Raw genomic sequence first — 23527 nt, forward strand, 5'->3', positions numbered from 1 at the left:
GTCGGACCCTAAGGGTCCGACCCCAGTCTTCGCTTTCGGGTTGGGTATTGCTTAGTTTGTTTTTGTTACCTTGCTCAAATGGCGCGGTGCATCCGGATCCATGCCGCGCGCGGCCGACAGTTTTGCCGCCATCACGTAAAAGGACTGGATGGCGACGATCGGGTCGAGGTCCGGCGTGGCTGCCACGGGCAGGGTCAGGTCGCGCTCGGCCACGTCGGCGGGCGCCGCCAGCAAGACCTTGGCGCCGCGGCCGCGCATCTCTGTTGCCAGTTGCAGCAGGCCGGCCTGGGTCGGGCCGCGGGTGGCGAAAATGAGCAGCGGGTAGCCGTCTTCGATCAGGGCCATCGGGCCATGCTTGATTTCGGCGCCGCTGAACGCTTCCGCCTGCAGGGCCGAGGTTTCCTTGAATTTCAGTGCCGCTTCCAGCGCCACGGGGAAGCTGATGCCGCGGCCCACGACCATGATGTTGCGCGCTGGCGCCAGCACGTCGATGGCGGGCGACCAGTCGACGCGGGTCGCTTCGAGCAGCGCTTCAGGCAGCGCTTCCAGGCCCGCCTGCAGCTCGGGATCGTTCTGCCACTGGGCTACCATGCGTGCGCCGGCGACCAGGCTGGTGATAAAGCTTTTCGTCGCGGCGACGCTTTGTTCCTTGCCGGCGCGCAGGGGCATGGCCCACTCGGCGGCGTGCGCCAGCGGCGAATCGATGTCGTTGACGAGGGCCACGGTGGTGGCGCCGCCATCGCGGAAGTAGCGGATCGGCTCGACCACGTCCGGGCTCTGTCCCGATTGCGAGATCGAGATGGCCAGGGTGTCGCGCGTCACCAGCGGCGACTTGTTCAGGGTCACCAGCGACATCGGCAGGGACGCGACGACACGGCCCAGGCGCGCCATGATCAGGTAGGCGACGTAGTTGCAGGCGTGGTCCGAGCTGCCGCGCGCGATGGTCAGCGCGGTCGAGAACGAGGTGCTCCTCAATTTGCGGCCCAGTTCCGCGTAGCGTTCCGTGTCGCTGGCCAGTTGCAGGGCGACGCATTCGGCGGCGGAAATGGCTTCTTTAAGCATCATTGAGGTCACAGATTTCTCCTTCTATATACACAGCTTTGAGTTTGAGATCGCGATCGAGTACCACCAGATCGGCGTAAGTACCGGGGGCCAGCCGGCCGCGTTCTTCCAGGCCCAGGTAATCGGCGGCGTTGGTCGAGACGCGCTTGGACGCGTCGGCCAGGTCCAGTCCCAGTCCCACCAGGTTGCGCAGCGCCTGGTCCAGGGTCAGGGTGCTGCCCGCCAGCGTGCCGTCGGGCAGGCGCACGCCGCCCATGCATTTCTGCACGGCGTGGCGGCCCAGCATGTATTCGCCGTCCGGCATGCCGGTGGCGGCGGTCGAATCGGTGACGCAGTACAGGCGCGGGATGGCGCGCAAGGCGACCTTGATGGCGCCCGGATGCACGTGCAGCAGGTCGGGGATCAGTTCGGCGTACTCGGCGTGCGCCAGGGCGGCGCCGACCATGCCCGGCTCGCGGTGATGCAGGCCGCTCATGGCGTTGAACAAATGCGTAAAACCCATGGCGCCATGTTCCAGCGCGGCCACGCCGTCTTCATAGGAACCGAGCGTGTGGCCGATCTGCACGCGCACGCCGGCGTCGGCCAGGGCGCGCACCAGATCCAGGTGGCCGGCGATTTCCGGCGCCACGGTGATGACGCGCAGCCTGGCCAGGGTTTGCAGGCGCTCGATTTCAGCCAGGGTGGCGGCGCGCGCATAGTTGGGCTGCGCTCCGAGCTTGCCGGAATTGATGTACGGGCCTTCCAGGTGGGCGCCCAGCACGCGCGCCGTGTTCGGGCGGCGGTGCTTGGCGGCGATGCCGATGGCCGTCAGGGCCATGTCGATATCTTCCGGCGGCGCTGTCATGGTGGTGGCCAGCAGGCTGGTGGTGCCGTGGCGCGCGTGGATGGCCGCGATGGTGTAGACGGCGTCGCCGCCTTCCATGATGTCCTTGCCGGCGCCGCCATGCACGTGCAGGTCGATAAAGCCGGGCAAAATATAGTCGTCGCTGTTGCCCGACGGGTGCAGGGACTCGCCCGTGATGCTGTCGACGCGCTCGCCGAAGGCGATGGCTCCGTGGATCCAGCCGCCGGGGGTAAGGATATTGCCTTTGATAGTGCTGCTCATCTGCGCGACTCCGCTACGAATTCATAATAATCACTGCGGCAATACGAGTGGGTCAGTTCCACCGCTGCGCCGTTGTCGAGATAACTGACACGGGTGATGTGCAGCATGGCTTCACCCGTCTTGATATTGGCCAGCTTGGCCTGTTCCGCCGTGGCGTTGACGGCGCGGATATGCTGCAGCGCGCGCATCGGGATGGTGCCGCGCGACTCCAGGTAGCCGTACAGCGAATCTGTCACCTGCTGCGGGTCCGGCATGTACAGGGCGGGGATGGTGGTCGTTTCGATCGCCATCACCACTTCGTCGGCCGTGCGCAGGCGGCGCAAACGCGCCACCGGCATGTGCGGCGACAGGCCCAGCGACAGCAGTTCCAGCGGCGCGGCCGCGCCGATATCGCGCTGCAGCCAGCGCGAGCCGGCCGTAAAGCCCCGCTGGCGCAGTTCTTCCGAAAAGCTCGTCAGGCGCGACAGCGGCTGCTCCAGCTTGGGCGTGATATAGGTGCCCGAGCCGCGCTTGCGCGTCAGCATGCCCCGGTCGCACAGCATGTCGATGGCCTTGCGCGCCGTGACGCGCGATATTTCCAGGATTTCCGACAGCACGCGCTCGGAAGGCAAGGCCTGGTTGGCGCGCCAGTCGCCGCTGGCGATGCCGTCTGACAGCATGTTCGCCAGCTGCATGTAGAGCGGCGTGTCGCTGGCCGGATTGGGTTTGAAGGCGGACAGTTTGGCCAGCATGGTCATTGCTCCTGCAAGTGCTTGCGTATCAGGCGCAGGCCGCCTGCGGCCGAATCGCCCTGTGCCGGCACGACCAGTTGCAACAGTGCCGCCGGCAGGTAGCTCGACAAGGGCGCCGCCAGGCCGCCGCACAGGGCCACGGGCAAGGTGCCAGCCGGGTCGAGCGCCCTGGCGATGAGGGCGATCTGCTGGCCCGCGTCGACCAGGATGCTGCGTGCCACCGCATTGCTGGCCGCGTGTTCGAGCACCAGCCGCGCCAGTTGCGCGAAATTGGTCTGGCTGGCGGCGGCCAGCCACACCTGCATGGCGTCGCGCTGGCCGCCGCAGGCATCGACGATGGCCGTGGCGAAGGCGCTGCCGGGCACGCGCCCGTCGACTACCTGCTGCGCATGGTTGATGGCGCGCATGCCGATCCAGGCGCCGCCCGCCTCGTCGCCCGAGGGGAAGCCCCAGCCGCCCACTTCATGGCGGCTGCCGTCCGCATGCAGCACTTCGCCCACGCTGCCGGTGCCGATGGCAACGATGGCGCCCGGCTTGCCCGCGTGGGCACCCAGCAGGGTGGTCAGGGCATCCGATTCGAGCGCCACCAAGGCGTAGCCGGGATTGTGTTCGACGAAGCTGGCGGCCCACTGCTTGTTGTGTACGCCGGCCAGGCCCAGGCCGATGGCCATGCGCTGCAGCGGCGGCTGTTCCAGGCCGGCCGCGCGGAAGGCCAGGGTGACGGCATGCGCCACGGATGTCCAGGCCCGCTCGATACCCAGTCCCAGGCCGGAAGGACCGCTTTGTCCCTGTGCCAGTTCCTGGCCATCGAGGCGTGCCAGGCGTACGCGGGTACCGCTGCCCCCGCCGTCGACGCCGATTATGTATTCGATCATGTTGTGCAGTCCCGCGTTTGGTTGAGTGCGCCTGTCTCGGTTCTTTTATTTGTCGGGCGGCGAAAAAGCTGAAGGCACTATATTGTCGCCCCGATGGCTTGTCAACAGGTATTTAAGTGGTATTAATAAATGCCTTGCGCGATCTCTCGCCATGCCCGAGGGTATAATTGCAAGTCATTGTTAGTAAAGGGATTTTTGTATCTCGTGAATGGTATTGAAATTGGCCTTGTTTAATGCCAATTTTTCTTGAGTGGTCTATGCCTGGTGTTGCGCTATTGCTTGTATGCATGCTTGGCAAGGGACGCCATGAAGAGTAAAGTCCGCCTTTTACACCTGAGTTGGAAGAGCATGATGAATGACAAGGCAGCAAAGAGCGAGTACTGGGACGACTGGCAGCAAGAGGCGCTGGCCGCTGGCGTGTCGGCGCCGCTGGCCGCGCTGGGCATGGAAATGATGCGCACGCACCGCAAGAACCGCTGGCCGAAGGATTTCCTGGGCCGCGAAAGCGATGGCGCGGTCATGATCGAAATGTGCCTGGAAGATGAGGCAGAAACGGAATTGTTCTTTATCGAGAACCTGTATCCCTACGATGCGGAGCTGATCGAAAAGACGCGCCGCCGCCTGTGCCTGCACTGATAGTGCGCTGACGTGTGACTGGAACGGCCGCCTTGCGCGGCCGTTTTCACGTCAGGTACTGAATTTTTCGCTGCTGGTGCGCACGCGCATGCGTAGGCTCAGCAGCAAGATGGCGACCAGCAGCAGCGAATGGGTGCCCGGTTCATGCGGGCCAGAGGCGCGCCGGCTGGCGTCCGGTGACTGGAAGCTGGCCAGCCGCATGGCCAGGGTGGCGGGCGCCGCTTGGTAGGTGGCCACTTGAATGGGCGGCGTGTCTGCCGCATGCGTGTTGCCAGCGGCCCAGAGCGCCAGGGCCGCGCCCAGCAAGATCATCTTTCTCATCATATTGTCTGTTTCTGCCGAGGGCTGTAAGTCGATGACACATGGTCCCGCCGTATGCCGGCCCATGTCCTGTCCCCAGTGTGTATGCTTTTTGGCGCTGGTCATGCCGCACTAAAATGATATATATTTATAAATTTCGTGTATTAAAACATAATAAAATAGAAATGCAAACTTTTTTTTGCAAATAAGTGCATGCGCTGTCTGTGCTTGCCGGGCGGGATCTATTGCATGGGGGAAATGACGTGGCATTTTCATGGGGGAGTGTCATAATGGCTCAGGCATTTCCGCCCAAGTATGGAGTAGATGATGAGCAAGGCACAGGACAGCAAGAAAGAAGCCAAGAAGGAACCGGCCAAGAGCATGAAGGAAAAGAAGGAAGCCAAGAAGGTCAAGAAAGAAGAGCGCAAGCGCTGATCATGCGCTTGCGACGTGCATCGACGCGTCTGTGGCGTGCGCCGGCCCTGCTGGCGGCGTTCGCCTTGCTGGCCTGTGGCGTGCCCATGTCCGGCGTGCTGGCGCAGCAAAAGCCGCCGCCCACCACGTTCGGGCAAGTGGTGGGCAATGCCGTGCTGTGCCTCGACCAGATCGACAACAAGGCCTTCTATGCCTATCTGCTGACGGCCTTCGGCCCCGCCTACAAGCATGAAGGGGGCGCCTACTGGTTCCGCACGGACGCCACCTTGTGGGGCGCGCCGATTACCGACGTGATCGTCAGCGACGACACCAGCCCCCTCGTCTTCATGGGCGTGGTGGCCGACTCGACGCCGGAAAAGCTGGAGCCGGCCATCCGCGGCGCCTCGGGTCTGCGTTTCAATAAACTCGACAGTTCCGCCTTTCCTGTCCGTGGTTCCGAGCCTGGCAGTAAAATCGTCTACTTCCGCAGCAAGGCGAAAGTGTATTGCGCCAAATACAAACCGTTGCCGCCCGCCCGCACCCGCTGAGGGTATCGGCTTGCCGTTGCGCATTTTGATCGTTTCATCCGCAGGGTCTCCATGTACACGCATTATTTTCAGCTCAAGCAATCGCCGTTTTCGATCGCCCCCGATCCGCGCTACCTGTTCATGAGCGAACGCCACCGCGAAGCGCTGGCGCACCTGCTGTATGGCGTGGGCAGCGGCGGCGGCTTCGTGCTGCTGACGGGAGAAATCGGCGCCGGCAAGACCACCGTTTGCCGCTGCTTCATGGAGCAGATTCCGGAAAATTGCCAGCTCGCCTATATTTTCAATCCGAAACTGTCCGTCGAGGAATTGCTGCTGTCGATCTGCGAGGAATTCCGCATCACCCTGGCGCCCGGCGTGGCCAGCGTGAAGGGCTATGTCGACGCCATCAATGCGCACTTGCTGGCCAGCCATGCGCAGGGCAAGAACAATGTGCTGATCATTGACGAAGCGCAAAACCTGTCCGCCGCCGTGCTGGAGCAGTTGCGTTTGCTGACGAACCTGGAGACGAGCGAGCGCAAGCTGCTGCAGATCATCCTGATCGGCCAGCCGGAATTGCGCGCCATGCTGGCCCGGCCGGAACTGGAGCAACTGGCGCAGCGCGTGATCGCCCGCTATCACCTGGGTTCGCTGATGGCGGACGAGACGGCCAGCTATATCCGCCACCGCCTGGCCGTGGCGGGCAGCACGGCGCAGACGCCGTTCGCGCCCCGTCTGATGGCGCAAATTTACGCCATGAGCCACGGCGTGCCGCGCCGCATCAACCTGCTGTGCGACCGCGCGCTGCTGGGCGCCTACGTGGAAAACCAGCCGCAGGTGACGCGCCAGATACTGCGCCGCGCCGCCGGGGAAGTGTTTGCCGAAGAGGGCAAGCCGGCTGCCGGACGGGGCTTGCGCTGGCCGCATGTGGCGGGCGGCGTGCTGGCCGGCGCCGTGGTCACGGCCGCGCTGGCCTGGCATTTCATGCCGCGCCCGTCCGTTGTGCCCGCTGCACCTGCCGTGGCCGCCTCGCAGCCGACCGCATCCGCCGTGGCGGCGGTGGCCGTATCCACGCCCGCGTCCGCGCCGGCCAGCGTGCCTGACCGCAACGCCGTGCTGCGCCAGCTGGCCGCCTTGTGGGGCGAGCAGTTGCCGGCCGGTGACGCTTGCCAGGCGGGCGTCCGTACTGGCTTGCGCTGCCTGCACAGCCGGGGCGGCATCGCCGAGCTGCGCGTGCTGGACCGTCCCGCCTTGCTGGTCTTGCGCGATGCGGGTGGTGCAGAACAGCTGGCGCTGCTGACGCACTTGCAGGACGAGAACGCCACGCTGATGCTGGGCGGTAAGCAGCAAAGCTTGCCGCTGGACCAGCTGGCGCAGCGCAGCGATGGCAGTTTCACGACCTTCTGGCGCGCCCCGCGCAGCTGGCGCGACGAAGTGCCGCTGGGAGCGCGCGGCGCCGACGTGGACTGGCTGGCGCAACGCCTGGCGCAACAGCAGGGCTTGCCGGCGCCGGCCGCCAATCTGCCGCTCGATGCCGCGATGCAAGGCCAGCTGCGCGCTTTCCAGCAGCGCCAGAACCTGCGGGCCGATGGCCTGGCGGGCCCGAAAACGTATATACGCCTGATGCAGCTGGGTGACAATGCGGAGCCGCGCCTGAGCAGCGCAGCTCCTGCCGTGGCAGCGCCCGCTGCAACGGCGATGGTGGCAGGGAAATAAGATGTCCTACATACTTGAAGCACTGAAAAAATCGCAAGCCGAGCGCCAACTAGGCGAGTTGCCGTCGATCCACGCACCGCAAGTGCAGCTGCACGCTGCGGCCGCGTCCGGCGCGGCGCGGCGCGCGCCCGTCTGGCTGGTGCTGGGCGGCGTCAGCGTGGCCGTGGCTGCCGCGCTGCTGCTGTGGCAGCCTTGGCAGGCAGCGGCCACGGCGCCTGCAGTGACGCCTGCCGCGCTGGCTCAGGCCGTGCCAGCACCTGTGCCGGCAGCTATTTCGCCAGCAGTCCCTGCGCCCGCGCCTGTGGCAGCCCCCGTCACGCAAGTCACGCCCGTGCCGCTGGCGGCCACCGCCGCGCCCCTGCACCATGCCAGACCCGTGCCGGAAGCGAAGCAGGAGTCGCCAGGCCGGGCCGCACCGCCTGTCTCCGTCCCGGCGCCAGCCGTGCCCACGCCCACGCCATCGGCCGAAGAGACGGTGCCCGGCATGCGCGACTTGCCCGAGCCGATACAGCGGCAAATTCCCGCTATTGCCATCGGCGGCTATATCTATTCGAAGAATCCGGCCGACCGCCTGTTGCTGATCGACAAGGTCCTGCGCCACGAGGGCGAGGAACTGGCGCCCGGCCTGGTGCTGGAAACGTTGCAGCCGAAGGCGGCCATCTTCAGTTTCAAGGGCTACCGCTACCGCGTGCCGTATTGAGTTGTTGCACATCAAGGCCGGGCCGCCATCGCTGAACCAACCTGGCCTGGCCTGGTCGAACCAGGGTCGCTGCGCCCGTGTGCGCGGCCGGGGAGGTCCTATGATTGCTGCCGCTGCTGCTGATAAAGGTATGCTTGATACGCATGGCTTGGGAAACCTGGCGCGTATCGACCATATCGTCGTGCTGATGATGGAAAACCGCTCGTTTGACCACCTGCTCGGCTACCTGAGCCTGGAAGGCGGGCGCGCCGACATCGATGGTTTGCAGGCCGGCCATGCCAACCTGCACGCGGGCGTGAGCTACCCCGTGCACCATTTGCGGCGCACGGCCTTCGGTCCGCAGCAAGACCCGTCGCATACGGGCCTGTCGGTGGCGCAGCAATTGCAAAACAATAACGGCGGCTTCGTCGACGACTATGCGCAAACGCATCCGGGCGACCCCGACATCGACCTGGTGATGGGTTACTATAATGCGGCCGACTTGCCCATGTATGATTTCCTGGCGCAGCAGTTCTGCGTCTGCGACCGCTGCTACAGTTCCGTGCCGGGTGCCACCTGGCCCAACCGCCTGTATGCGCTCAGCGGCAGGGCGGCCGGCAGCCGCGACAGCAAGCGCGTGCCCCTGTATGCGAACAAATCCTTCGTGCGCCACCTTGAGCGGGCCCAGGTCAGCTGGAAATTTTACTCCGCCTGGAAACCCTGGAGCCTGGCGCTGACGGACGACCATTACCGTTCGTCCGAGTGGTATGAGCCGTTTGGCTCGAGCGCCCGCCGCTATGGCTTCATCGGCGATGCGCTGGCGGGCAGCTTGCCCTCGGTCAGCTGGATCGACCCGCATTTCTTCGAGAATGACGACCATCCGCCGGCCGATATCCGCGCCGGCCAGGCGCTCGTGGCGCAGGTCTACCAGGCCCTGTCGCGCGGACCGGCCTGGCGGCGCACCTTGTTCATCCTCAGCTATGACGAACACGGCGGCTTTTTCGACCATGTGCCGCCTGGCGCCGCCATCGATGACGATCCCGCGTTTCGCCGTTACGGCGTGCGCGTGCCCATGCTGCTGGTGTCGCCGCTGATCGCGCCGGGCAGCGTCAGCCACGAGATAGTCGATCACACGTCGATCATCAAAACCATCCTGCAGCGCTTTTGCCGCGCCGCCGATGGCGCCTTGCCCCAGATGGGCGCGCGCGTGGGGGCCGCCAGCGGCCTGGGCGCCGTGCTGACCCTGGCGCAAGCGCGCGCAGCGCCCGCCGTGCCCGCTGCGGTGCTGGCGCAGCGCGCCGCATGGGAAGCGGATGTGCGGGCACAGGATTTTGCCCCGCTGGCGCCTGCCTGCCCGCTTGATGATGAGCTGGCCGCCGCTGCCGCCATCCCCTTCCAGGCCGATGCCGAGGCGGGCACAATCGCCGCCCACCGGCAATTGGCGCGCACGGCCAGGAATGCGCCGGCGGTGAGTGGTAAAGCGGCGAGTAAAACGGAGGGCGCGACAGCGCCGAAGCCGGCGGGCAGGCGCCGGCGGCAGGGCGGCAAGCCGGTGCCTTCCGGTGCCAGGAATGGCGGAAAATCCACAGGCGCTTGATTTGGGCAATGCGCTGGACCATGCGCGGTACCTGCGTGATTGCGGCTGCGTATAATCATTCCTTCTCAATCAAGGAGTGACCATGCACGATGCGATGCCCGCACACCCGGTACTCGGTGTGATCGGCCGTTCCGGTAGCGGCAAGACGACCCTGCTGGAATTTGTGGTGAAGGAACTGGCGGCGCGCGGCTTGCGCGTCAACCTGGTCAAGCACAGCCACCATGACCTGGCGCTGGAGCCGCCGCAAAAGGACAGCGCCCGCCTGCGCCTGGCCGGTGCGGCGGAAGTGCTGGTGGCGTCGCCGTACCGCTTTGCCATCGTGCATGAGCTGCGCGGCGCGCCGGAACCGAGCCTGGCGCAGCAATTGGCTCGCATGGGGCCGGCAGACCTGACCCTGGTAGAGGGTTTCAAGACGGATCCCATCCCCAAGCTGGAAGTGTTCCGCCCGGCAGTGGGGCAGGCGCCCCTGTATCCGCATGACCCGCATGTGATCGCCGTCGCCTCGGACAGCCCGGCACCGGCCGACTTGCGTGAGGGCGTGCAATGGCTGGACTTGAATGCGCGCGAGCAGGTGCTGGCATGGCTGCTGCACAGGATGGAAAAATAAGCTAAAGGTTTGCCGGCAGCATCCGTTAACAAGGGTAGAACCTCATTGGAGAAACGTATGGACGTCGGAAGCATTGCTCAACTGTCAACCACGATGGCGGAGACAGGCACGCGTCAAGCCGTCGGCTTGACTGTCTTGAAAAAAGCCCAGGATATCCAAAGCTCGACTGCCACTGCCTTGCTGGCATCCGTGCCACCGATGCAGGCAGCGCCTAGCCTGCCGGCTCACCTCGGTAATCGCATCAACACGACAGCCTGAGCGCAGTCCCGCAGCGCCAAGCTGGCGCTCGCTATATTTACGCCCACACCACCGTCATCGACGGTGGCGAGTGAGCGTTTATCTGCTGTATTCCAGCCTTCCCTTCGCCGTCCTTGTCGCCCCTGTCAAGCTGACTAATTGGCCATGGCTCGCCATGGCACGGCCGATTCAGTAAAATGATAGCCATTACCACGCGTTGTCCATGGCGCAGCGCGGAGCGTGCCATTACTTTGACCCATGCAAGAGGAATCCCCATGAACAAACGTCAAGCTCTCATCGCCGCCGCCCTTGCGGGCATCTGCGCCGGTACCACCGTCAACACGGCCGCGCACGATGGCCCCGCTCCTGGCGACAAGGAAAAATGCTACGGCGTCGCCAAGGCAGGGCAGAACGATTGCGCCTCGTCCGATGGCGCGCATTCCTGCGCGGGCCAGGCGGAAGCGGACAATCTGCCCACGGAATGGATCTATGTTGCCAAGGGCACGTGCGAACAGGTGGGCGGTTCCGTCAAGCCCATCAAGGCCAGCAAGGCTGCCAAACCGGCTACGCAGCCGTAAGCGTCCGCCGCCTGCCCATGCCGCCGACCATTCAGGCGCTGGCCGGCGTCGGCCTGCGCGCCGTGCACTACCGCGACTTCCTGGCGCGCCGGCCCAAGGTGGGCTGGCTGGAAGTGCACACTGAAAATTATCTGCAGCCATCGGGCTGGGATAGTCATGTGCTGCAGAGCCTGCGCCAGGATTACCCCATCAGCCTGCATGGCGTGGGCCTGGGCCTGGGTTCTGCGCGCGGCTTTTCCGAAGCGCACCTGCAGCGCGTGCGCGACGTGGCCGAGCGCATCGAGCCGGTCCTCGTGTCGGAACACCTGTGCTGGGGCGCCGTGGCGCAGCGGCAACTCAACGATCTGTTGCCGCTGGCCTTGAATGGCGCCGCCCTCGATTTGCTGTGCGCCAGAGTGGGGCGGGTGCAGGATGCGCTGAAAAGGCCGATCTTGTTGGAGAATGTCGCCACTTACCTGCGTTTTGCCGACGATGCCATGAGCGAGGCGCAATTCCTGGCGGAGCTGGTGCGCCGCAGCGGCTGCGGTCTGCTGCTCGATATCAATAACTTGTATGTGAACCAATGCAACCACGGCGAAGACGCCATGCTTGCCCTGCACGCCATCGCGCCGGGCTGCGTGGGCGAGCTGCACCTGGGCGGCCACCTGCTGACGCCGCACGCCGTGATCGACCACCATGGCGCCGCCGTGGCCGATCCCGTCTGGGACTTGTATGCGGCCGCCTTGCTGCGCTTTGGCGCCATTCCCACCCTCGTCGAATGGGATACGGATGTCCCGCCGCTCGATATCCTGCTGGGCGAAGCGGACAAGGCGCAGGCCATGCTGGCGCGCCACGCGCCGCAAGCGCCATGGCAGGGAGCGCTGCTGCCGTGGCCGCCACCGCCCGTGTCGCTCGATGCGCTGGCGGCCGGCCAGCAAGCGTTTGCCACGGCCTTGCTGGATACTGTGGCAGTTTTGCCAGCGTTCGCGGGAAAGGTGGTGCCGCAGCGTTTTTCACTGTACCGTGGCAACTTGAGCGCCACCTGGCGCCGCACCCTGGGCCAGGTCTATCCCGTCGTGCTGGCGCTGGTGGGCGAGGATTTCTTTGCTGGCCTGTCGCGGGCGTATGGCCGTAAGATACCATCCGATAGCGCCGATTTGAAGCAGTTTGGCGCCCGTTTCGCCGATTTTCTGGCTGCCTTCCCGCCCGTGGCCGAGTTGCCTTACCTGCCGGACATGGCGCGCCTGGAATGGGCATTGCACTTGGCCCACTACGCGGCCGATGCGCAGGGTCTGGCGCCAGAGTCGCTGGCCACCATGCATCCCGATCAGCTGGAAGCACGGCGTTTTGCCTTGCATCCCGCTTGCGCCTTGCTGGCGTCGCGCTGGCAAGTGGCGGCCCTGTGGCAGGCGCATCAGGATGGTGAAGGGCAGGGGATGTTTCCGCAAGATATGCAGGTGCCCAGCTATGCGCTGGTATGCCGCACGCACTGGAAGGCGCAGGTGTTGGTACTGGATGCGGCTGCGCATGCAGCCTTGCTGGCTTTGCAGCAGGGGCAGACGTTCGGCACCGCGCTCGATGCGGCGTTCGGGCTGGACCCGGCATTTGACCTGGCGGCACACTTGCGCCAGTGGCTGGCGCATGCCGTGTTGACGGCGTGACGGCTTATTCGAAGGCCCGCAGCACGCGCGCTTCGCCCGTCTGATCGCGGTACAGGGCATTCGCGGCCAGGGTGGCGTCCACCATGCGCGTCACTTGCTCTTCTTCAAAGCGGGCCAGTTCGGCAGTGGCTGCGACGAGGGCCAGTTCCAGCCTGGCGCGCGCGCTCTGGTACAGGCTGCTGGTGTATTTGTCTGTGTTGCGCAGCAATGCTTCCGCGTTTTCTATCACCTGGCGCAAGTCGCCGATCAGGCGTTCCTGGCTGCGCGTACCTTGTTCGGGCTGGTCCATGGCGCTTCCCTTCTGCAATCGATATTTATCTGACAATAACGACGTGTTTGCAGCCTGATCCAGGCAACCGGGCTGGCAGAGTGCTGGCTGGACACATGGGGCCGCTTTCGCGCCCCATGCCGGGGTCAGACCGGGGCGACCACCGTGATGCGGATATCGCCCACGCTGACAACCTGGCCGGCGCGGATCTTGGCGGTCTTGCGCAATTCCTTCTTGCCATCGACCTTCACCACGCCGCTATCGACCATGACCTTGCCTGCGCCACCGCTGTCGCACAGGCCGACCAGCTTCAACAGCTGGTTCAGCTCGACGAACTCGGATGTTAAATCAAAGCTTACTTTTTGCATTGTATCCCTTATTGCAATGATGTGTTTTAAACACTTGATGACGGCATCAACTAAGGTCATAGTTTACATGAAGCGAGGGATCATGCAGGCTGAGCCTTAACTTTTGTTGGGCCGCGTCATCTCCAGTGGCACGATCCACGCACTGAATTGCTCTTCCGTTACAAAGCCCAGGGCCAGCGCCGCTTCCTTCAAGGTCGTGCCTTCATGCTGGGCCTGCTTGGCGATTTGCGCCGCCTTGTCGTAGCCGATGTGCGGCGCCAGCGCCGTGACCAGCATCAGGGAGCGTTCCATCAGTTCGGCGATGCGACCACGGTTCGGCGCGATGCCGTGCGCGCAATGCTCGTCGAAGCTGCGCATGCCGTCGCCCAGCAGGCGCGCGCTTTGCAGGAAATTATGCGCAATCAAGGGCTTGAAGACGTTCAACTCGAAATTGCCCGAGGCGCCGCCCACCGTGATGGCGACGTCATTGCCAAACACCTGGCAGCACAGCATGGTCAGCGCTTCGCACTGGGTAGGATTGACCTTGCCCGGCATGATGGAGCTGCCCGGCTCGTTTTCAGGAATGGTGATTTCACCGAGGCCGGAACGGGGGCCGGACGCCATCCAGCGCACGTCGTTGGCGATTTTCATCAGCGCCGTGGCCAGGGTTTTCAGCGCGCCATGGGCGGCCACCAGCGCATCGTGGGCGGCCAGGGCGGCAAACTTGTTGCTGGCCGTCTCGAACGGCTGGCCCGTCAGGCGTGCCAGTTCCGCGGCGATGCGGTCCGCAAATTCCACGTGGGCATTCAAACCCGTACCGACGGCCGTGCCGCCGGCGGCCAGTTGCAGCAGCGGCGGCAACGATGCCGTGATGATGTGCTCGGCGAAGTCCAGTTGCGCCACATAGCCGGAAAACTCCTGGCCCAGGGTCAGCGGCGTCGCATCCTGCAAATGGGTGCGGCCGATCTTGACAATGTCGGCAAATTCCGTGGCCTTGGCGTCCAGGGTGGCGCGCAACTGGCGCAGCGGCGGCAAGACCGTGTTGGCGACGGACAGCGCGGCCGCCACGTGGATGGCGGTGGGAAAGATGTCGTTCGAGGACTGGCCCAGGTTGACGTCGTCATTCGGGTGCAGCAGGCGCTCGGCGCCCCGCAAGCCGCCGATCAGCTCGGAACCACGGTTGGCCAGCACTTCGTTCATGTTCATATTGCTTTGCGTGCCGGAGCCCGTCTGCCAGACGGCCAGCGGGAATTCCCCGTCGTGCTTGCCGGACAGTACTTCGTCGGCCGCCTGCGTGATGGCGATGGCTTTCTTGCCATCCAATAGACCCAGCTCCAGGTTGACGTGGGCGGCCGCGCGCTTGACGGTGGCCAGGGCGGCGATCAGTTCGGGCGGCATCTTTTCCGTGGAGATATGGAAGTGTTCGAGCGAGCGCTGCGTTTGCGCTCCCCAGAGCCGGTCGGCGGGTACGTCGATCGGGCCGAAACTGTCGCGTTCGATTCTGCTACTCATGACATCCCTTTCATCGATGGAGGTGGATCGAGTGTACTCCAGGCGTTAAAAAGGCACAGGATGATGCTGTATTGCATCATTTTTTCCTTGGGCCATCTATATTTTTGCGATTTCCTGCCGTTAAAGACAGGCGAGCTACCCTTCTTATCTTGTTATCAAAGCGATCAGTCCATGCAGAGCAGCATCCTTCCCCGTTGGACCTTGATCGCGTGCGCCGCCGCCAGCCTGGCCTCGCCGCCCGTCATGGCGGCCGAACTGGGCGAGATGGCGGTGCTGTCGCATGTGGGCCAGCCTCTGCTGGCCGAAATCGAACTGACGGCCCTGGCGCCCGAGGAAGTCAGTGGCGTGGCCGTGCGCCTGGCCTCGCCCGATGTGTACCGCGGTGGCGGCATCGGCATGGATCCAGCCCTGCAGACTTTGACGATCAGCCCGCTGGAACGCGGTGGCCGGCACTATGTGCGCGTGGCTACCCGGCAAGCGATCCAGGCCGGTCACGTGCATTTGTATTTGTTATTGGGCCATGGCAGTGGCGCCATCGTGCGCCTGGGCACCGTGTGGCTGACGCCGGCCCCGCCTGTTGCCGCTGCCGTCAGTGCGCCAGCCAGGCCAGTCATTCCTGTGTCCGCACCTGTGCTTATGCCCGTGCCGCAGCCGCGCGCTGCAGCCGTCGCGCCGTCGCCCGACGCTGCCGCGCTGGCGGCCCGCGCGCGCGCCGAGGGCCTCGTGCGCCCGGCGCGCATGTTCGTACCGCCGCCCGCCGCGCCCCCGCCGGCTGCCCCCGCGTTGCGCCCGACGCCATTGCGCCGCGCCACGGCGCCCGTCGCTGCTTGCGCACCGCAGGCGGATGCCGGGCAGGCGCAAGCGTGCGTGGCATTGGACGAGAAAAACGCAGCCCTGAATGACAAGCTCGGGGAGTTGGAGGGCAAAATCGGTGCCTTGCAAAAGGCGCTGGCGCTGCCCGTCGCCGCCGCCGTTGCGCCTGCTGCCGCGCCGGCCGAGGTGCAGGCGCCGCATGCCAAGCCCAAGCCCCTGGTGCCGCCAGCGGGCGCGAAGGAAAAGAAGGCGGGGGGCAACGGCTTGCTGTGGCTCGGCATCGCTACTCTGGTCTTCCTGTTGCTGACGGCGGTCATCGTGTATATCGTGCGCAAGCGCAAGCCGGCAGCCGCGCCGGGCGCGCCGTCGAAATACTGGGTCTTGCTGCGCAAGCCGTTCGGCCGCAAGAAGAAGGATGCGCCCGTGCTGACGGAGGCCGTGGAAGATGGGGCGCAGGCTGCTCCGGAGCCGGAGCCATTCTCGCGTTAAGGCTACTGCAAGGCGCGCTCAAATTTGATATAAAAAAAGATATTCAAAAAAGACAGAAAAATGCGTGTCTATTGTGTTGCCTATTTTTAAAAGATGGTGATATGATTAACTCAGTGGACTTGCTCTACGACAAAAACAGTCCCAGCCTGCGCAGTCACCAACGATAGTGTGGCGCGACAAACAGGTGTAGCGTTGCATAAACGCCTGGGTCTGGAAGCGGTTTGCGATGCCGACGATGTGCTCGCGAACGCCGGATGCAACCGGCAGCGAGGCGACGCCAGGAGATACCTGGGGCTCGCCTTCCAAATTCCCCTCCCTGCTTGCCGGGCGCCGCAGATGCCGCGCTTCCCCGGCACGGCGGCAGACGTAAAAAAAGCACCCACGGGTGCTTTTTTTGTTTCTGGCGCGGCAAGCTTGCTTATTTACATGCGGGCGCGCGAGCCCTGCATGGCGTTCGGCAACTGCGTCATCCACGCTTCCGTGATGCTGCGGATTTCGCGGTCATTGGCCAGGATTTGCTTGAGCAAGTCGATCTTGCGCTGGCGCGAGGCGCCGGCCAGGGCGGGCACCTTGCCCGTCAAGGTCGGGCTGGCGGCGCTGGCGCACTGGTTTTCCAGGGCGTCCAAGCCATCCCAGTCGCTCGAACGTGCGGCCACGACCATTTTATTGGTCATTCCTGCAATATTTTCATACATCGAGAGAACGTCGTTGGAGGTCATGAGCACACCCGTAACTAGTGAATGGATTACCGCTTGTCTAGATTAACGGCAGGTTCGGCGGGAACTTGAGGGTGTTTTTGAAAAAAAAGTGAAAATAGTGTGGATGGTTTTGGCTGGCCACCGGAATCGTCCGCCTAGCCGTTTGTCCGCAGGCGAAAAAGGTATCATTTCAGGCTATGATTTTGCTTGTTTTCATCGAAAGGATCGCCATGCACGGTTTGCGTTTCCCCTGGCTCCGGACGCCAGTCCAGGCTGCCATCGTCCTCGTCCTGGCCGGCGTCTCGCTGACCGGTTTGCCGCTCCAGGCGCTTGGCCAGCAAGCGGCCGCAGACGCTGCTGCCCTCGCTGCCCCCGCTGCCCCCCGGGCTTTGCCCGGCGACGACTTTTATGACTATGTGAACGGTGACTGGCTGCGCGGCACGGCCATTCCCGCCGACCGCAGTAGCTGGGGTTCGTTCGCCATGCTCTCCAACGCGACCAACGAGCGCATCATCGGCCTCGTTGAAGGCCTGGCGACGGCTCCACAGACGGACGCGGCAGCGCGCCAGGTCAGCGATTTTTACCGTTCCTGGATGGATGAATCGGCTATCGAGGCAAAAGGCTGGACCCCGATCAAGCCCTTGTTGACAAAGATCAATGGCATACGCGACCAGGCAGGACTGGCCCGCGCGCTGGGCGAGAGCTTGCGCGCCGATGTCGATCCGCTCAACGCCACCAATTTTTATACGGAAAATCTGTTTGGCCTGTGGGTGGCGCAAGACTTGAACGACACCACGCGCAATGTGGCCTACCTGCTGCAGGGCGGACTGGGCTTGCCCGACCGCGCCTTCTATCAGGGCGACAGCGCCCGCATGCAGGGCTTGCGCACGGGCTACCAGGCGCATATCGCCGCCATGCTCCAGCAAGCCGGCTACAGCGATGCGCCGGCCCGCGCCGCGCGCGTGTTTGCGCTGGAGCAGCAAATTGCTGCGAGTCACGCCAGCCGCGAGGATTCGGCCGATGTCGCCAAGGGCAATAACGCGTGGCGCGCCGCCGACTTCGCCAGCAAGGCGCCGGGACTGGACTGGAAAGCCTTCTTCCAGGCGGCCGGCCTGGGCCAGCAGACGGATTTCATCGTCTGGCATCCGTCAGCCATGACGGGCAGCGCCGCGCTGGTGGCGAGCGTGCCGCTGGCCACGTGGAAAGATTTCCTCGCCTTCCACGCCATCAACCATTTCAGCAGCACCTTGCCGAAGGCGGCTGCCGAGCAGCGCTTTGTCTTCTATGGCAGCGCCCTGAGCGGCACGCCGCAGCAGTCACCGCGCAGCAAGCGGGCGCTGGCCGCGACGAATGCGGCCCTGAGCGACGCCGTCGGCAAGCTGTATGTGGAACGCTATTTCCCGCCTGAATCGAAAGCCCGCGTGCAAGACATGGTGACGAATATCGTCGCCGCCTTCTCGCGCCGCATCGACAAGCTGGACTGGATGGCGCCGGCCACCAAGGCGCAGGCGCAGGAAAAACTCAAGACCCTGTACGTGGGCGTGGGCTATCCGGAACGCTGGACCCGCTATGCGGGCTTGCGCGTGGTGCGCGGCGATGCCCTGGGTAATGTGCAGCGGGCGGAACAGTTTCACTATCGCCAGGCGCTGGCCAAGCTGGGCCAGTCCCCTGACCGCAAGGCCTGGGCCATGCCGGCACAGCTGGTCAATGCCGTCAACCTGCCGCTGCAAAATGCGCTGAACTTCCCGGCCGCCATCTTGCAGCCGCCGTTTTTCGACCCGCAGGCGTCCGATGCGGCCAATTATGGCGGCATCGGCGCCACCATCGGCCACGAGATCAGCCACAGCTTTGACGACCAGGGCGCCCAGTTCGACGCCCAGGGCAAGCTGCGCGACTGGTGGACGCCAGCCGACCTGGCGCATTTCCAGTCGGCATCCAAGCAATTGGTGGCGCAGTTTGCGGCCTATAAGCCGTTCCCCGACCTGGGCGTGAATGGCCAGCTGACCCTGAGCGAAAATCTGGCCGACCTGGCCGGCGTGGCGGCCGCGCATGACGCGTTCACCTTGTCGCAGCAGGGCAGGCCGGTGCAGCCGGACGCGGACCGCGCATTCTTCACGGGCTATGGCGTCAGCTGGCGCAGCAAGGCGCGCGAAGCGGCGGCGCGCCAGCAAATCCTCACGGATGGCCATGCGCCTGCCCAATACCGCGCCGCCACCGTGCGCAACCTCGACGCCTGGTACCCGGCCTTCGACGTCCAGCCGGGGCAGCAGCTGTACCTGGCGCCGGAACAGCGCGTGCGGGTCTGGTAAGTGCGCTTGCGCTGCCGGCCGGGGCGCCGGCCGGCAGCGTAAAATGCGCCCATCGATGACAGGAGCGCCATGAAGCCGACCCCACCGCAATATCCGCAAGATCCCATCCACGCCATCACGGGCCGCACCCTGGCCCATTACGACGCCAGTGCCGAGCAGTTTTTCGAAGGCACGCGCGACCACGACGTCAGCCAGAACATCAACGCGCTGATAAAAGCCATCAACATGCCGGCGCCCCTGGATATTCTCGACCTGGGTTGCGGCCCGGGCCGCGATTTGAAGGCGTTTACGGCCATGGGGCACCACGCGACGGGCGTCGATGGCTGCCCCCGCTTCGTCGAGATGGCGCGCGCCTACAGCGGTTGTACCGTGTGGCAGCAGGATTTCGTCGACCTCGATCTGCCCGCCGCGCACTTCGACGGCGTGTTCGCGAATGCCGTGCTGTTCCACGTGCCCAGCGCCGCCTTGCCCGGCGTGCTGCGCGCCCTGCATGCGTGCCTGAAGGAGGGGGGCGTGCTGTTCAGCTCGAACCCGCGCGGGCAGAACCAGGAAGGCTGGAATGGCGCGCGCTATGGCAGTTATTACGACGAAGAGACGTGGGCCGCGTATGTGCAGGCGGCCGGTTTCAGCCTGATCGAGGAATATTATCGTCCGCCCGGCTTGCCGCGCGCGCAGCAGCCGTGGCTGGCTACCGTCTGGCGCAAGGATACGGTGGCGTAATCGGCGATGTTGCTGCTGTGTTAGGAACCGTACAGAGGCTTTGATCCTCCTTGCGTAATATGGACACATCGACACGCAGCAAGCAGTTTGCAACAGCGTGTGAGCCGCAGTACCGGCCCTTGCGGGCTGGACAACAGATGTACCAACTACAGTGAGGATTCATCATGAACAAAGATCAAGTCGAAGGTAAACTGAAGGAAGTCGGCGGTAAAATCCAGGAAGCCGCTGGCAAAGTTGTCGGTAGCGAAGAACAGCAAGCCAAGGGCCTGGCAAACCAGGTCGAAGGCAAAGTGCAGAAGAAGGTTGGCGATGTGAAAGACGCGGTGGAAACCATCACGCGCAAGCCATAATTTTTGCTTCAGCATAAAAAAACCGCCGCCTGTCGCGAGACAGGCGGCGGTTTTTATTTGTGGGCGCGCTTTACTTCGCTACGCCCAGGTTCTGCTTGAAGAACATCTCGATTTTCTTGTACACGTGGCGTTGGCCCGCGCGCGACGAGATGCCGTGCTTGGCGCCCGGATATGTCATCAGGTCGAACTGCACGCCGCGGTTCACCAGCGCGTCGATCAAGCGCGTGCTGTTGCTGAACAAGACGTTATCGTCGGCCATGCCGTGTACCAGCAGCAGCGGCGACTTCAAGCCGTCGAGGTGGGCGAACACGGTGCTGGCCTTGTAGCCATCCCCGTTTTCCTTCGGCATGCCGAGGAATTGCTCCGTGTAGTGGGTGTCGTACAGCGACCAGTCGGTCACGGGCGCCACCGAGACGCCCATGGCGATCTTGTCGGAGGCAGCCGACAGCAAACGCAGGGTCATGAAACCGCCATAGCTCCAGCCGAACACGCCGATGCGCTTCGCGTCGACGAAGCTTTGCTTGCCCAGCCAGTCGATGCCGACCAGTTGATCGGCCACTTCGGCTGCGCCCAGATTGTGATAGATGGCGTCCGTGAACGCGCGTTCGCGGCGCGACGAACCCCGGTTATCCAGGCGGAAGACGACAAAGCCTTGCTGCGCCATGTACTGGTCGAAGTTGTTGCCCCAGCGGCGCGCCACGTGCTGCGAGTGCGGGCCGCCATACGTCGACAGGTAGACAGGATAGCGTTTGCTGGCGTCGAAGTTCGACGGTTTGACGATGGAGTAATACAGCGTCTGGCCATCGTTGGCTTTCAGGGTGCCATATTCCGTCGGCAGGTGGTCCGCCTTGTACTTGAAATACGGATGGCTGGTATTGAGCGCATTTTCTTCCAGCCAGCCTACCATGGCGCCGTCCGGACGGTGGATGCTTACCTGTGGCGGCGTGGCCGGGTCGGAATACGTGTCGACGAACACTTCGCCATTGCGCGAGAACGTCGTGTCGTGCCAGCCGTCTGCCTTGGTGACGCGCTGCGGCTTGTCGGCCGTGCTGCCATCGAGGGCCAGGGCGTAGGTCTGCTTGTCGATTACCGCGTCGCGGTTAGACGATACATAGACCTTGCCGGTTTTCTGGTTCACGGCCAGCACGCTGTCGATGCCCCACTCGCCCGAAGTGACCGGGTGCAGCAGCTTGCCGCGCATGTCGTACAGATACAGGTGATTGCGGCCCGTGCGTTCGGACGACCAGAGGAAGGTGCCGTTCGACAGGAAGCGCAAGTCGTCATGGATGCTGACCCAGGTTTTCGACGTTTCCGTCAGCAGGGTGCGCTGCGCCAAAGTACCGGCATCGACGGCGACCAGGTCGAGGGTCTTCTGGTCGCGCGACTGGCGCTGGTACACCAGCGATTTGCTGTCCGCGCTCCAGTCGGCGCGCACCAGGTAGATGTCCGGGTTCGTGCCCAGGTCCACCTGGCGCTGCGCGCCCGTTTCCGGCGAGACGATCAGCAGCTGCACCAGCACGTTCGGGTCGCCGGCGGCCGGGTAGCGCTGCTCGACGACGTCGGTGCGGTCGGCGAAGATTTCGAAGCGGCGCACGACGGGCACGGGCGCTTCGTCATAGCGTTTATAGGCGATGGCGGAATCGTCGGGGGCCCAGTAGTAGCCGGTGCGCTGGCCCATTTCTTCCTGCGCCACGAATTCGGCTTCGCCATTGCGAATGGTGCCTTTGCCGTCCGTGGTCAGCTGGCGTTCCTTGTTCGTCTTGAGGTCGATCACATAGATGTTTTGATCGCGCACAAACGACACATAGCGGCCTTTCGGCGAGATTTTCGGGTCCAGTACATTGCCCTTGGCGACCAGGCGCGCCTGGTCCGGATGGGCTGCGTCGACCAGGTACAGATTGCCGGCCAGCGGCACCAGCAGCTGCTTGCCATCGGGCGACCAGCTGTAGCTGAGAATGCCGTTCAGGCTGGCCGTGCGCTCGCGTTCGCGGCGCGCCTGTTCTTCGGGCGAGATGGTTTCATTCGGCACCAGCGCCTTCGAGTCGACCAGGCGGTGCGTGCTCTTGTCCTTCAGCTTGAACTCCCACAGGTCGAGCTGGAACTGGTTGTCGGCGCGGCCGCGCAGGAACGTGACGCGCTCGCCATCGGGCGAGACCTTCAGGTAGCGCACGCCGGGGCCGGCCAGCGCCGGATCGGCGTGAATGCGTTCCAGGGTCAGCTTTTCAGCCGATGCGGGAACGCTGGCCATCGCGGCCAGAAAACAAAGAATAAAACGCATGGATGTCTCGGTAATTGGAAGAATGAATGGCACTGCATGCAAAGGCGAGCTTGAGCGTTGCCTAAGCGTAAGACGATACCAGAGCGTGTCCCTTTATGCGATAGCCCCAGCCACGGAAAATGGGTGTGCTGGCCGTATTTCCTTCGTTGGAAATATCCGATAGCCACCCATTCCATGGCACTTTCCCTGGTTCAGGCCAATATCGTACCTGCGATCACGCTCAGGCAGGCACCGCCTATCCAGGCGTGGCCATCGCGGAAACTGATGGACACGCGGCCGTCGCGTTGCAGACAAGTACCTTGGCGGACGGTGTAGTCGCCGCCCGCCAGCAGCTGCGCGATGCAGGCGTTGGCGCTGCCCGTGACGGGGTCTTCCACCAGCGCGCCATGCTCGCTGAGCAGCGCGCGCACTTCGTAATCGGCTGGCCCGTCCGCGTCGTGCGGGCCATACAGCGCCAGGCCGTCGGCCCCGGAAGCGGACAGCAATGCCGTTAGCGCCACGATGTCGGCGCGCACGGCCAGGCAGGCGGCGGCGCTTGCCAGCGGCACGCACAGCCAGCGGATGCCCATGTCGACGACGCTGCCGGAAGGCGCCGGGGCGCCGTCCAGCGCAGCTTGCAGCAGCGGCAGCAGCGCGGGGGCGAGAGCGCGTGTGGTGCAGGGTGGCACCTGGAATGCGAGCCCGCCGCCAGCACGGCGTTCCACCTGCACCAGGCCGACGCCGCATTCCTGCACGATGCGCGCGCCTTTCGGCTGCAGGCCCGCATCTAGCAGGGCGTGCGCCGTGCCCAGGGTCGGGTGGCCGGCAAACGGGAATTCCGTCTCGGGCGAAAAGATACGCACGCGGTAGTCGGCGGCGGGATCGCGCGGCGCCAGCACGAAGGTGGTTTCCGACAGGCCCGTCCAGCGCGCGATCGCCTGCATCTGCGCGTCATCGAGGCCATTCGCGTCGAGCACCACCGCCAGCGGATTGCCCAAGAAGGGCACCGTGCTGAAGACATCGACTTGCCTGAAGGGGCGTTGTTGCGGCATGGTGGTTTCCT

General features: G+C 64.3%; 24 protein-coding genes. 13 read left to right on the plus strand and 11 right to left on the minus strand.

What is annotated here, in order from left to right; genetic code table 11:
* Positions 1-51 precede the first annotated feature (51 nt).
* Genes ACQ4WS_RS03730 through ACQ4WS_RS03745 form a run of 4 tightly spaced genes read right to left on the minus strand, consistent with a single transcriptional unit; the run spans position 52 to position 3773 of the window.
* Positions 52-1065 (minus strand): SIS domain-containing protein, encoded by a 1014-nt coding sequence (locus tag ACQ4WS_RS03730; RefSeq protein WP_071079063.1) that lies wholly within the window; start codon positions 1063-1065, stop codon positions 52-54.
* On the minus strand, positions 1055-2167 hold the full coding sequence (gene nagA / locus ACQ4WS_RS03735; protein ID WP_436473776.1) for an N-acetylglucosamine-6-phosphate deacetylase: 1113 nt from the start codon (positions 2165-2167) through the stop codon (positions 1055-1057). Before nagA ends, ACQ4WS_RS03730 begins: the two co-directional genes overlap by 11 nt.
* Entirely contained in the window at positions 2164-2898 is a 735-nt protein-coding gene (locus ACQ4WS_RS03740; RefSeq protein WP_099374772.1) for a GntR family transcriptional regulator, read from the minus strand. The genes nagA and ACQ4WS_RS03740 overlap by 4 nt, the downstream gene beginning before the upstream one ends.
* A 2-nt stretch (positions 2899-2900) precedes the next feature.
* The gene (locus ACQ4WS_RS03745; protein ID WP_436473778.1) at positions 2901-3773 is read right to left on the minus strand and encodes a glucosamine kinase nucleotide-binding domain-containing protein; all 873 of its coding nucleotides are present in this window, start codon (positions 3771-3773) and stop codon (positions 2901-2903) included.
* Between the two features lie 348 nt (positions 3774-4121).
* On the opposite strand from ACQ4WS_RS03745, the gene ACQ4WS_RS03750 reads away from it, so the two are divergent.
* On the plus strand, positions 4122-4409 hold the full coding sequence (locus ACQ4WS_RS03750; RefSeq protein WP_436473780.1) for a hypothetical protein: 288 nt from the start codon (positions 4122-4124) through the stop codon (positions 4407-4409).
* 51 nt (positions 4410-4460) lie between these two features.
* Here ACQ4WS_RS03750 and ACQ4WS_RS03755 read toward each other — a convergent pair whose 3' ends face one another.
* Positions 4461-4733, minus strand: a complete 273-nt coding sequence (locus ACQ4WS_RS03755) for a hypothetical protein (protein ID WP_436473782.1) — start codon at positions 4731-4733, stop codon at positions 4461-4463.
* Positions 4734-5146: 413 nt separating this feature from the next.
* Between ACQ4WS_RS03755 and ACQ4WS_RS03760 the strand changes: the two genes are divergently transcribed.
* The 8 genes from ACQ4WS_RS03760 (at position 5147) to bufB (ending at position 12701) form a co-directional block, all read left to right on the plus strand.
* Positions 5147-5671: a hypothetical protein gene (locus tag ACQ4WS_RS03760; RefSeq protein ID WP_436473783.1), complete on the plus strand. Its 525-nt coding sequence runs from the start codon at positions 5147-5149 to the stop codon at positions 5669-5671.
* A gap of 51 nt (positions 5672-5722) precedes the next feature.
* Positions 5723-7363: an ExeA family protein gene (locus ACQ4WS_RS03765; RefSeq protein WP_436473785.1), complete on the plus strand. Its 1641-nt coding sequence runs from the start codon at positions 5723-5725 to the stop codon at positions 7361-7363.
* 1 nt (position 7364) lies between these two features.
* Positions 7365-8063: a general secretion pathway protein GspB gene (locus ACQ4WS_RS03770; protein ID WP_436473787.1), complete on the plus strand. Its 699-nt coding sequence runs from the start codon at positions 7365-7367 to the stop codon at positions 8061-8063.
* A 130-nt stretch (positions 8064-8193) separates the two neighbouring features.
* A complete protein-coding gene (locus tag ACQ4WS_RS03775) occupies positions 8194-9639 on the plus strand; it encodes an alkaline phosphatase family protein (protein WP_436473789.1) in 1446 nt (481 codons plus the stop codon).
* Between the two features lie 82 nt (positions 9640-9721).
* Positions 9722-10246 carry a molybdopterin-guanine dinucleotide biosynthesis protein B gene (gene mobB / locus ACQ4WS_RS03780; protein WP_436473791.1) on the plus strand — a complete coding sequence of 175 codons (525 nt, stop codon included), beginning with the start codon at positions 9722-9724 and terminating at the stop codon, positions 10244-10246.
* Between the two features lie 57 nt (positions 10247-10303).
* Positions 10304-10504 carry a YjfB family protein gene (locus tag ACQ4WS_RS03785; protein WP_436473792.1) on the plus strand — a complete coding sequence of 67 codons (201 nt, stop codon included), beginning with the start codon at positions 10304-10306 and terminating at the stop codon, positions 10502-10504.
* A gap of 254 nt (positions 10505-10758) precedes the next feature.
* Complete coding sequence (locus tag ACQ4WS_RS03790; RefSeq protein WP_436473793.1) at positions 10759-11061, plus strand: BufA1 family periplasmic bufferin-type metallophore; 303 nt, start codon at positions 10759-10761, stop codon at positions 11059-11061.
* Between the two features lie 17 nt (positions 11062-11078).
* Entirely contained in the window at positions 11079-12701 is a 1623-nt protein-coding gene (gene bufB, locus ACQ4WS_RS03795) for an MNIO family bufferin maturase (protein ID WP_436473795.1), read from the plus strand.
* A 4-nt stretch (positions 12702-12705) separates the two neighbouring features.
* Here the strand turns inward: bufB and ACQ4WS_RS03800 are convergent, their stop codons facing one another.
* The 3 genes from ACQ4WS_RS03800 to fumC all read right to left on the minus strand — a co-directional run bounded on the left by ACQ4WS_RS03800 (position 12706) and on the right by fumC (position 14828).
* Positions 12706-12990: a hypothetical protein gene (locus tag ACQ4WS_RS03800; RefSeq protein ID WP_436473797.1), complete on the minus strand. Its 285-nt coding sequence runs from the start codon at positions 12988-12990 to the stop codon at positions 12706-12708.
* A 125-nt stretch (positions 12991-13115) separates the two neighbouring features.
* Positions 13116-13337, minus strand: coding sequence for an RNA-binding S4 domain-containing protein (locus ACQ4WS_RS03805; RefSeq protein WP_035825476.1), 222 nt, complete (start codon positions 13335-13337; stop codon positions 13116-13118).
* 96 nt (positions 13338-13433) lie between these two features.
* Positions 13434-14828: a class II fumarate hydratase gene (gene fumC / locus ACQ4WS_RS03810; protein ID WP_436473799.1), complete on the minus strand. Its 1395-nt coding sequence runs from the start codon at positions 14826-14828 to the stop codon at positions 13434-13436.
* A gap of 171 nt (positions 14829-14999) precedes the next feature.
* Here fumC and ACQ4WS_RS03815 point away from each other — a divergent pair, with 171 nt between their 5' ends.
* Positions 15000-16130, plus strand: coding sequence for a type IV pilus assembly protein FimV (locus tag ACQ4WS_RS03815; RefSeq protein ID WP_436473801.1), 1131 nt, complete (start codon positions 15000-15002; stop codon positions 16128-16130).
* 422 nt (positions 16131-16552) lie between these two features.
* Here the strand turns inward: ACQ4WS_RS03815 and ACQ4WS_RS03820 are convergent, their stop codons facing one another.
* Positions 16553-16849: a flagellar protein FliT gene (locus ACQ4WS_RS03820; protein WP_495542687.1), complete on the minus strand. Its 297-nt coding sequence runs from the start codon at positions 16847-16849 to the stop codon at positions 16553-16555.
* A 209-nt stretch (positions 16850-17058) separates the two neighbouring features.
* Here ACQ4WS_RS03820 and ACQ4WS_RS03825 point away from each other — a divergent pair, with 209 nt between their 5' ends.
* The 3 genes from ACQ4WS_RS03825 to ACQ4WS_RS03835 all read left to right on the plus strand — a co-directional run bounded on the left by ACQ4WS_RS03825 (position 17059) and on the right by ACQ4WS_RS03835 (position 20207).
* Positions 17059-19137, plus strand: a complete 2079-nt coding sequence (locus ACQ4WS_RS03825; RefSeq protein ID WP_436473804.1) for a M13 family metallopeptidase — start codon at positions 17059-17061, stop codon at positions 19135-19137.
* Positions 19138-19206: 69 nt separating this feature from the next.
* Complete coding sequence (locus tag ACQ4WS_RS03830) at positions 19207-19857, plus strand: class I SAM-dependent methyltransferase (RefSeq protein WP_436473806.1); 651 nt, start codon at positions 19207-19209, stop codon at positions 19855-19857.
* A 164-nt stretch (positions 19858-20021) separates the two neighbouring features.
* Entirely contained in the window at positions 20022-20207 is a 186-nt protein-coding gene (locus ACQ4WS_RS03835) for a CsbD family protein (RefSeq protein WP_116743435.1), read from the plus strand.
* Positions 20208-20277: 70 nt separating this feature from the next.
* Here the strand turns inward: ACQ4WS_RS03835 and ACQ4WS_RS03840 are convergent, their stop codons facing one another.
* Positions 20278-22485, minus strand: a complete 2208-nt coding sequence (locus ACQ4WS_RS03840; protein WP_436473809.1) for a S9 family peptidase — start codon at positions 22483-22485, stop codon at positions 20278-20280.
* 191 nt (positions 22486-22676) lie between these two features.
* Positions 22677-23516: a PhzF family phenazine biosynthesis protein gene (locus tag ACQ4WS_RS03845; RefSeq protein ID WP_436473811.1), complete on the minus strand. Its 840-nt coding sequence runs from the start codon at positions 23514-23516 to the stop codon at positions 22677-22679.
* Positions 23517-23527: the final 11 nt, after the last annotated feature.

The organism is Janthinobacterium leeuwenhoeki, from assembly GCF_051380795.1.
Taxonomy (GTDB): domain Bacteria; phylum Pseudomonadota; class Gammaproteobacteria; order Burkholderiales; family Burkholderiaceae_D; genus Janthinobacterium.

Coding starts and splice junctions, on each gene's coding strand:
- ACQ4WS_RS03730 (WP_071079063.1), bottom strand. CDS start 1,065: ATGATGCTTAAAGAAGCCATTTCCGCCGCCGAATGCGTCGCCCTGCAA.
- nagA (WP_436473776.1), bottom strand. CDS start 2,167: ATGAGCAGCACTATCAAAGGCAATATCCTTACCCCCGGCGGCTGGATC.
- ACQ4WS_RS03740 (WP_099374772.1), bottom strand. CDS start 2,898: ATGCTGGCCAAACTGTCCGCCTTCAAACCCAATCCGGCCAGCGACACG.
- ACQ4WS_RS03745 (WP_436473778.1), bottom strand. CDS start 3,773: ATGATCGAATACATAATCGGCGTCGACGGCGGGGGCAGCGGTACCCGC.
- ACQ4WS_RS03750 (WP_436473780.1), top strand. CDS start 4,122: ATGATGAATGACAAGGCAGCAAAGAGCGAGTACTGGGACGACTGGCAG.
- ACQ4WS_RS03755 (WP_436473782.1), bottom strand. CDS start 4,733: ATGATGAGAAAGATGATCTTGCTGGGCGCGGCCCTGGCGCTCTGGGCC.
- ACQ4WS_RS03760 (WP_436473783.1), top strand. CDS start 5,147: ATGCGCTTGCGACGTGCATCGACGCGTCTGTGGCGTGCGCCGGCCCTG.
- ACQ4WS_RS03765 (WP_436473785.1), top strand. CDS start 5,723: ATGTACACGCATTATTTTCAGCTCAAGCAATCGCCGTTTTCGATCGCC.
- ACQ4WS_RS03770 (WP_436473787.1), top strand. CDS start 7,365: ATGTCCTACATACTTGAAGCACTGAAAAAATCGCAAGCCGAGCGCCAA.
- ACQ4WS_RS03775 (WP_436473789.1), top strand. CDS start 8,194: ATGCTTGATACGCATGGCTTGGGAAACCTGGCGCGTATCGACCATATC.
- mobB (WP_436473791.1), top strand. CDS start 9,722: ATGCACGATGCGATGCCCGCACACCCGGTACTCGGTGTGATCGGCCGT.
- ACQ4WS_RS03785 (WP_436473792.1), top strand. CDS start 10,304: ATGGACGTCGGAAGCATTGCTCAACTGTCAACCACGATGGCGGAGACA.
- ACQ4WS_RS03790 (WP_436473793.1), top strand. CDS start 10,759: ATGAACAAACGTCAAGCTCTCATCGCCGCCGCCCTTGCGGGCATCTGC.
- bufB (WP_436473795.1), top strand. CDS start 11,079: ATGCCGCCGACCATTCAGGCGCTGGCCGGCGTCGGCCTGCGCGCCGTG.
- ACQ4WS_RS03800 (WP_436473797.1), bottom strand. CDS start 12,990: ATGGACCAGCCCGAACAAGGTACGCGCAGCCAGGAACGCCTGATCGGC.
- ACQ4WS_RS03805 (WP_035825476.1), bottom strand. CDS start 13,337: ATGCAAAAAGTAAGCTTTGATTTAACATCCGAGTTCGTCGAGCTGAAC.
- fumC (WP_436473799.1), bottom strand. CDS start 14,828: ATGAGTAGCAGAATCGAACGCGACAGTTTCGGCCCGATCGACGTACCC.
- ACQ4WS_RS03815 (WP_436473801.1), top strand. CDS start 15,000: ATGCAGAGCAGCATCCTTCCCCGTTGGACCTTGATCGCGTGCGCCGCC.
- ACQ4WS_RS03820 (WP_495542687.1), bottom strand. CDS start 16,849: ATGACCTCCAACGACGTTCTCTCGATGTATGAAAATATTGCAGGAATG.
- ACQ4WS_RS03825 (WP_436473804.1), top strand. CDS start 17,059: ATGCACGGTTTGCGTTTCCCCTGGCTCCGGACGCCAGTCCAGGCTGCC.
- ACQ4WS_RS03830 (WP_436473806.1), top strand. CDS start 19,207: ATGAAGCCGACCCCACCGCAATATCCGCAAGATCCCATCCACGCCATC.
- ACQ4WS_RS03835 (WP_116743435.1), top strand. CDS start 20,022: ATGAACAAAGATCAAGTCGAAGGTAAACTGAAGGAAGTCGGCGGTAAA.
- ACQ4WS_RS03840 (WP_436473809.1), bottom strand. CDS start 22,485: ATGCGTTTTATTCTTTGTTTTCTGGCCGCGATGGCCAGCGTTCCCGCA.
- ACQ4WS_RS03845 (WP_436473811.1), bottom strand. CDS start 23,516: ATGCCGCAACAACGCCCCTTCAGGCAAGTCGATGTCTTCAGCACGGTG.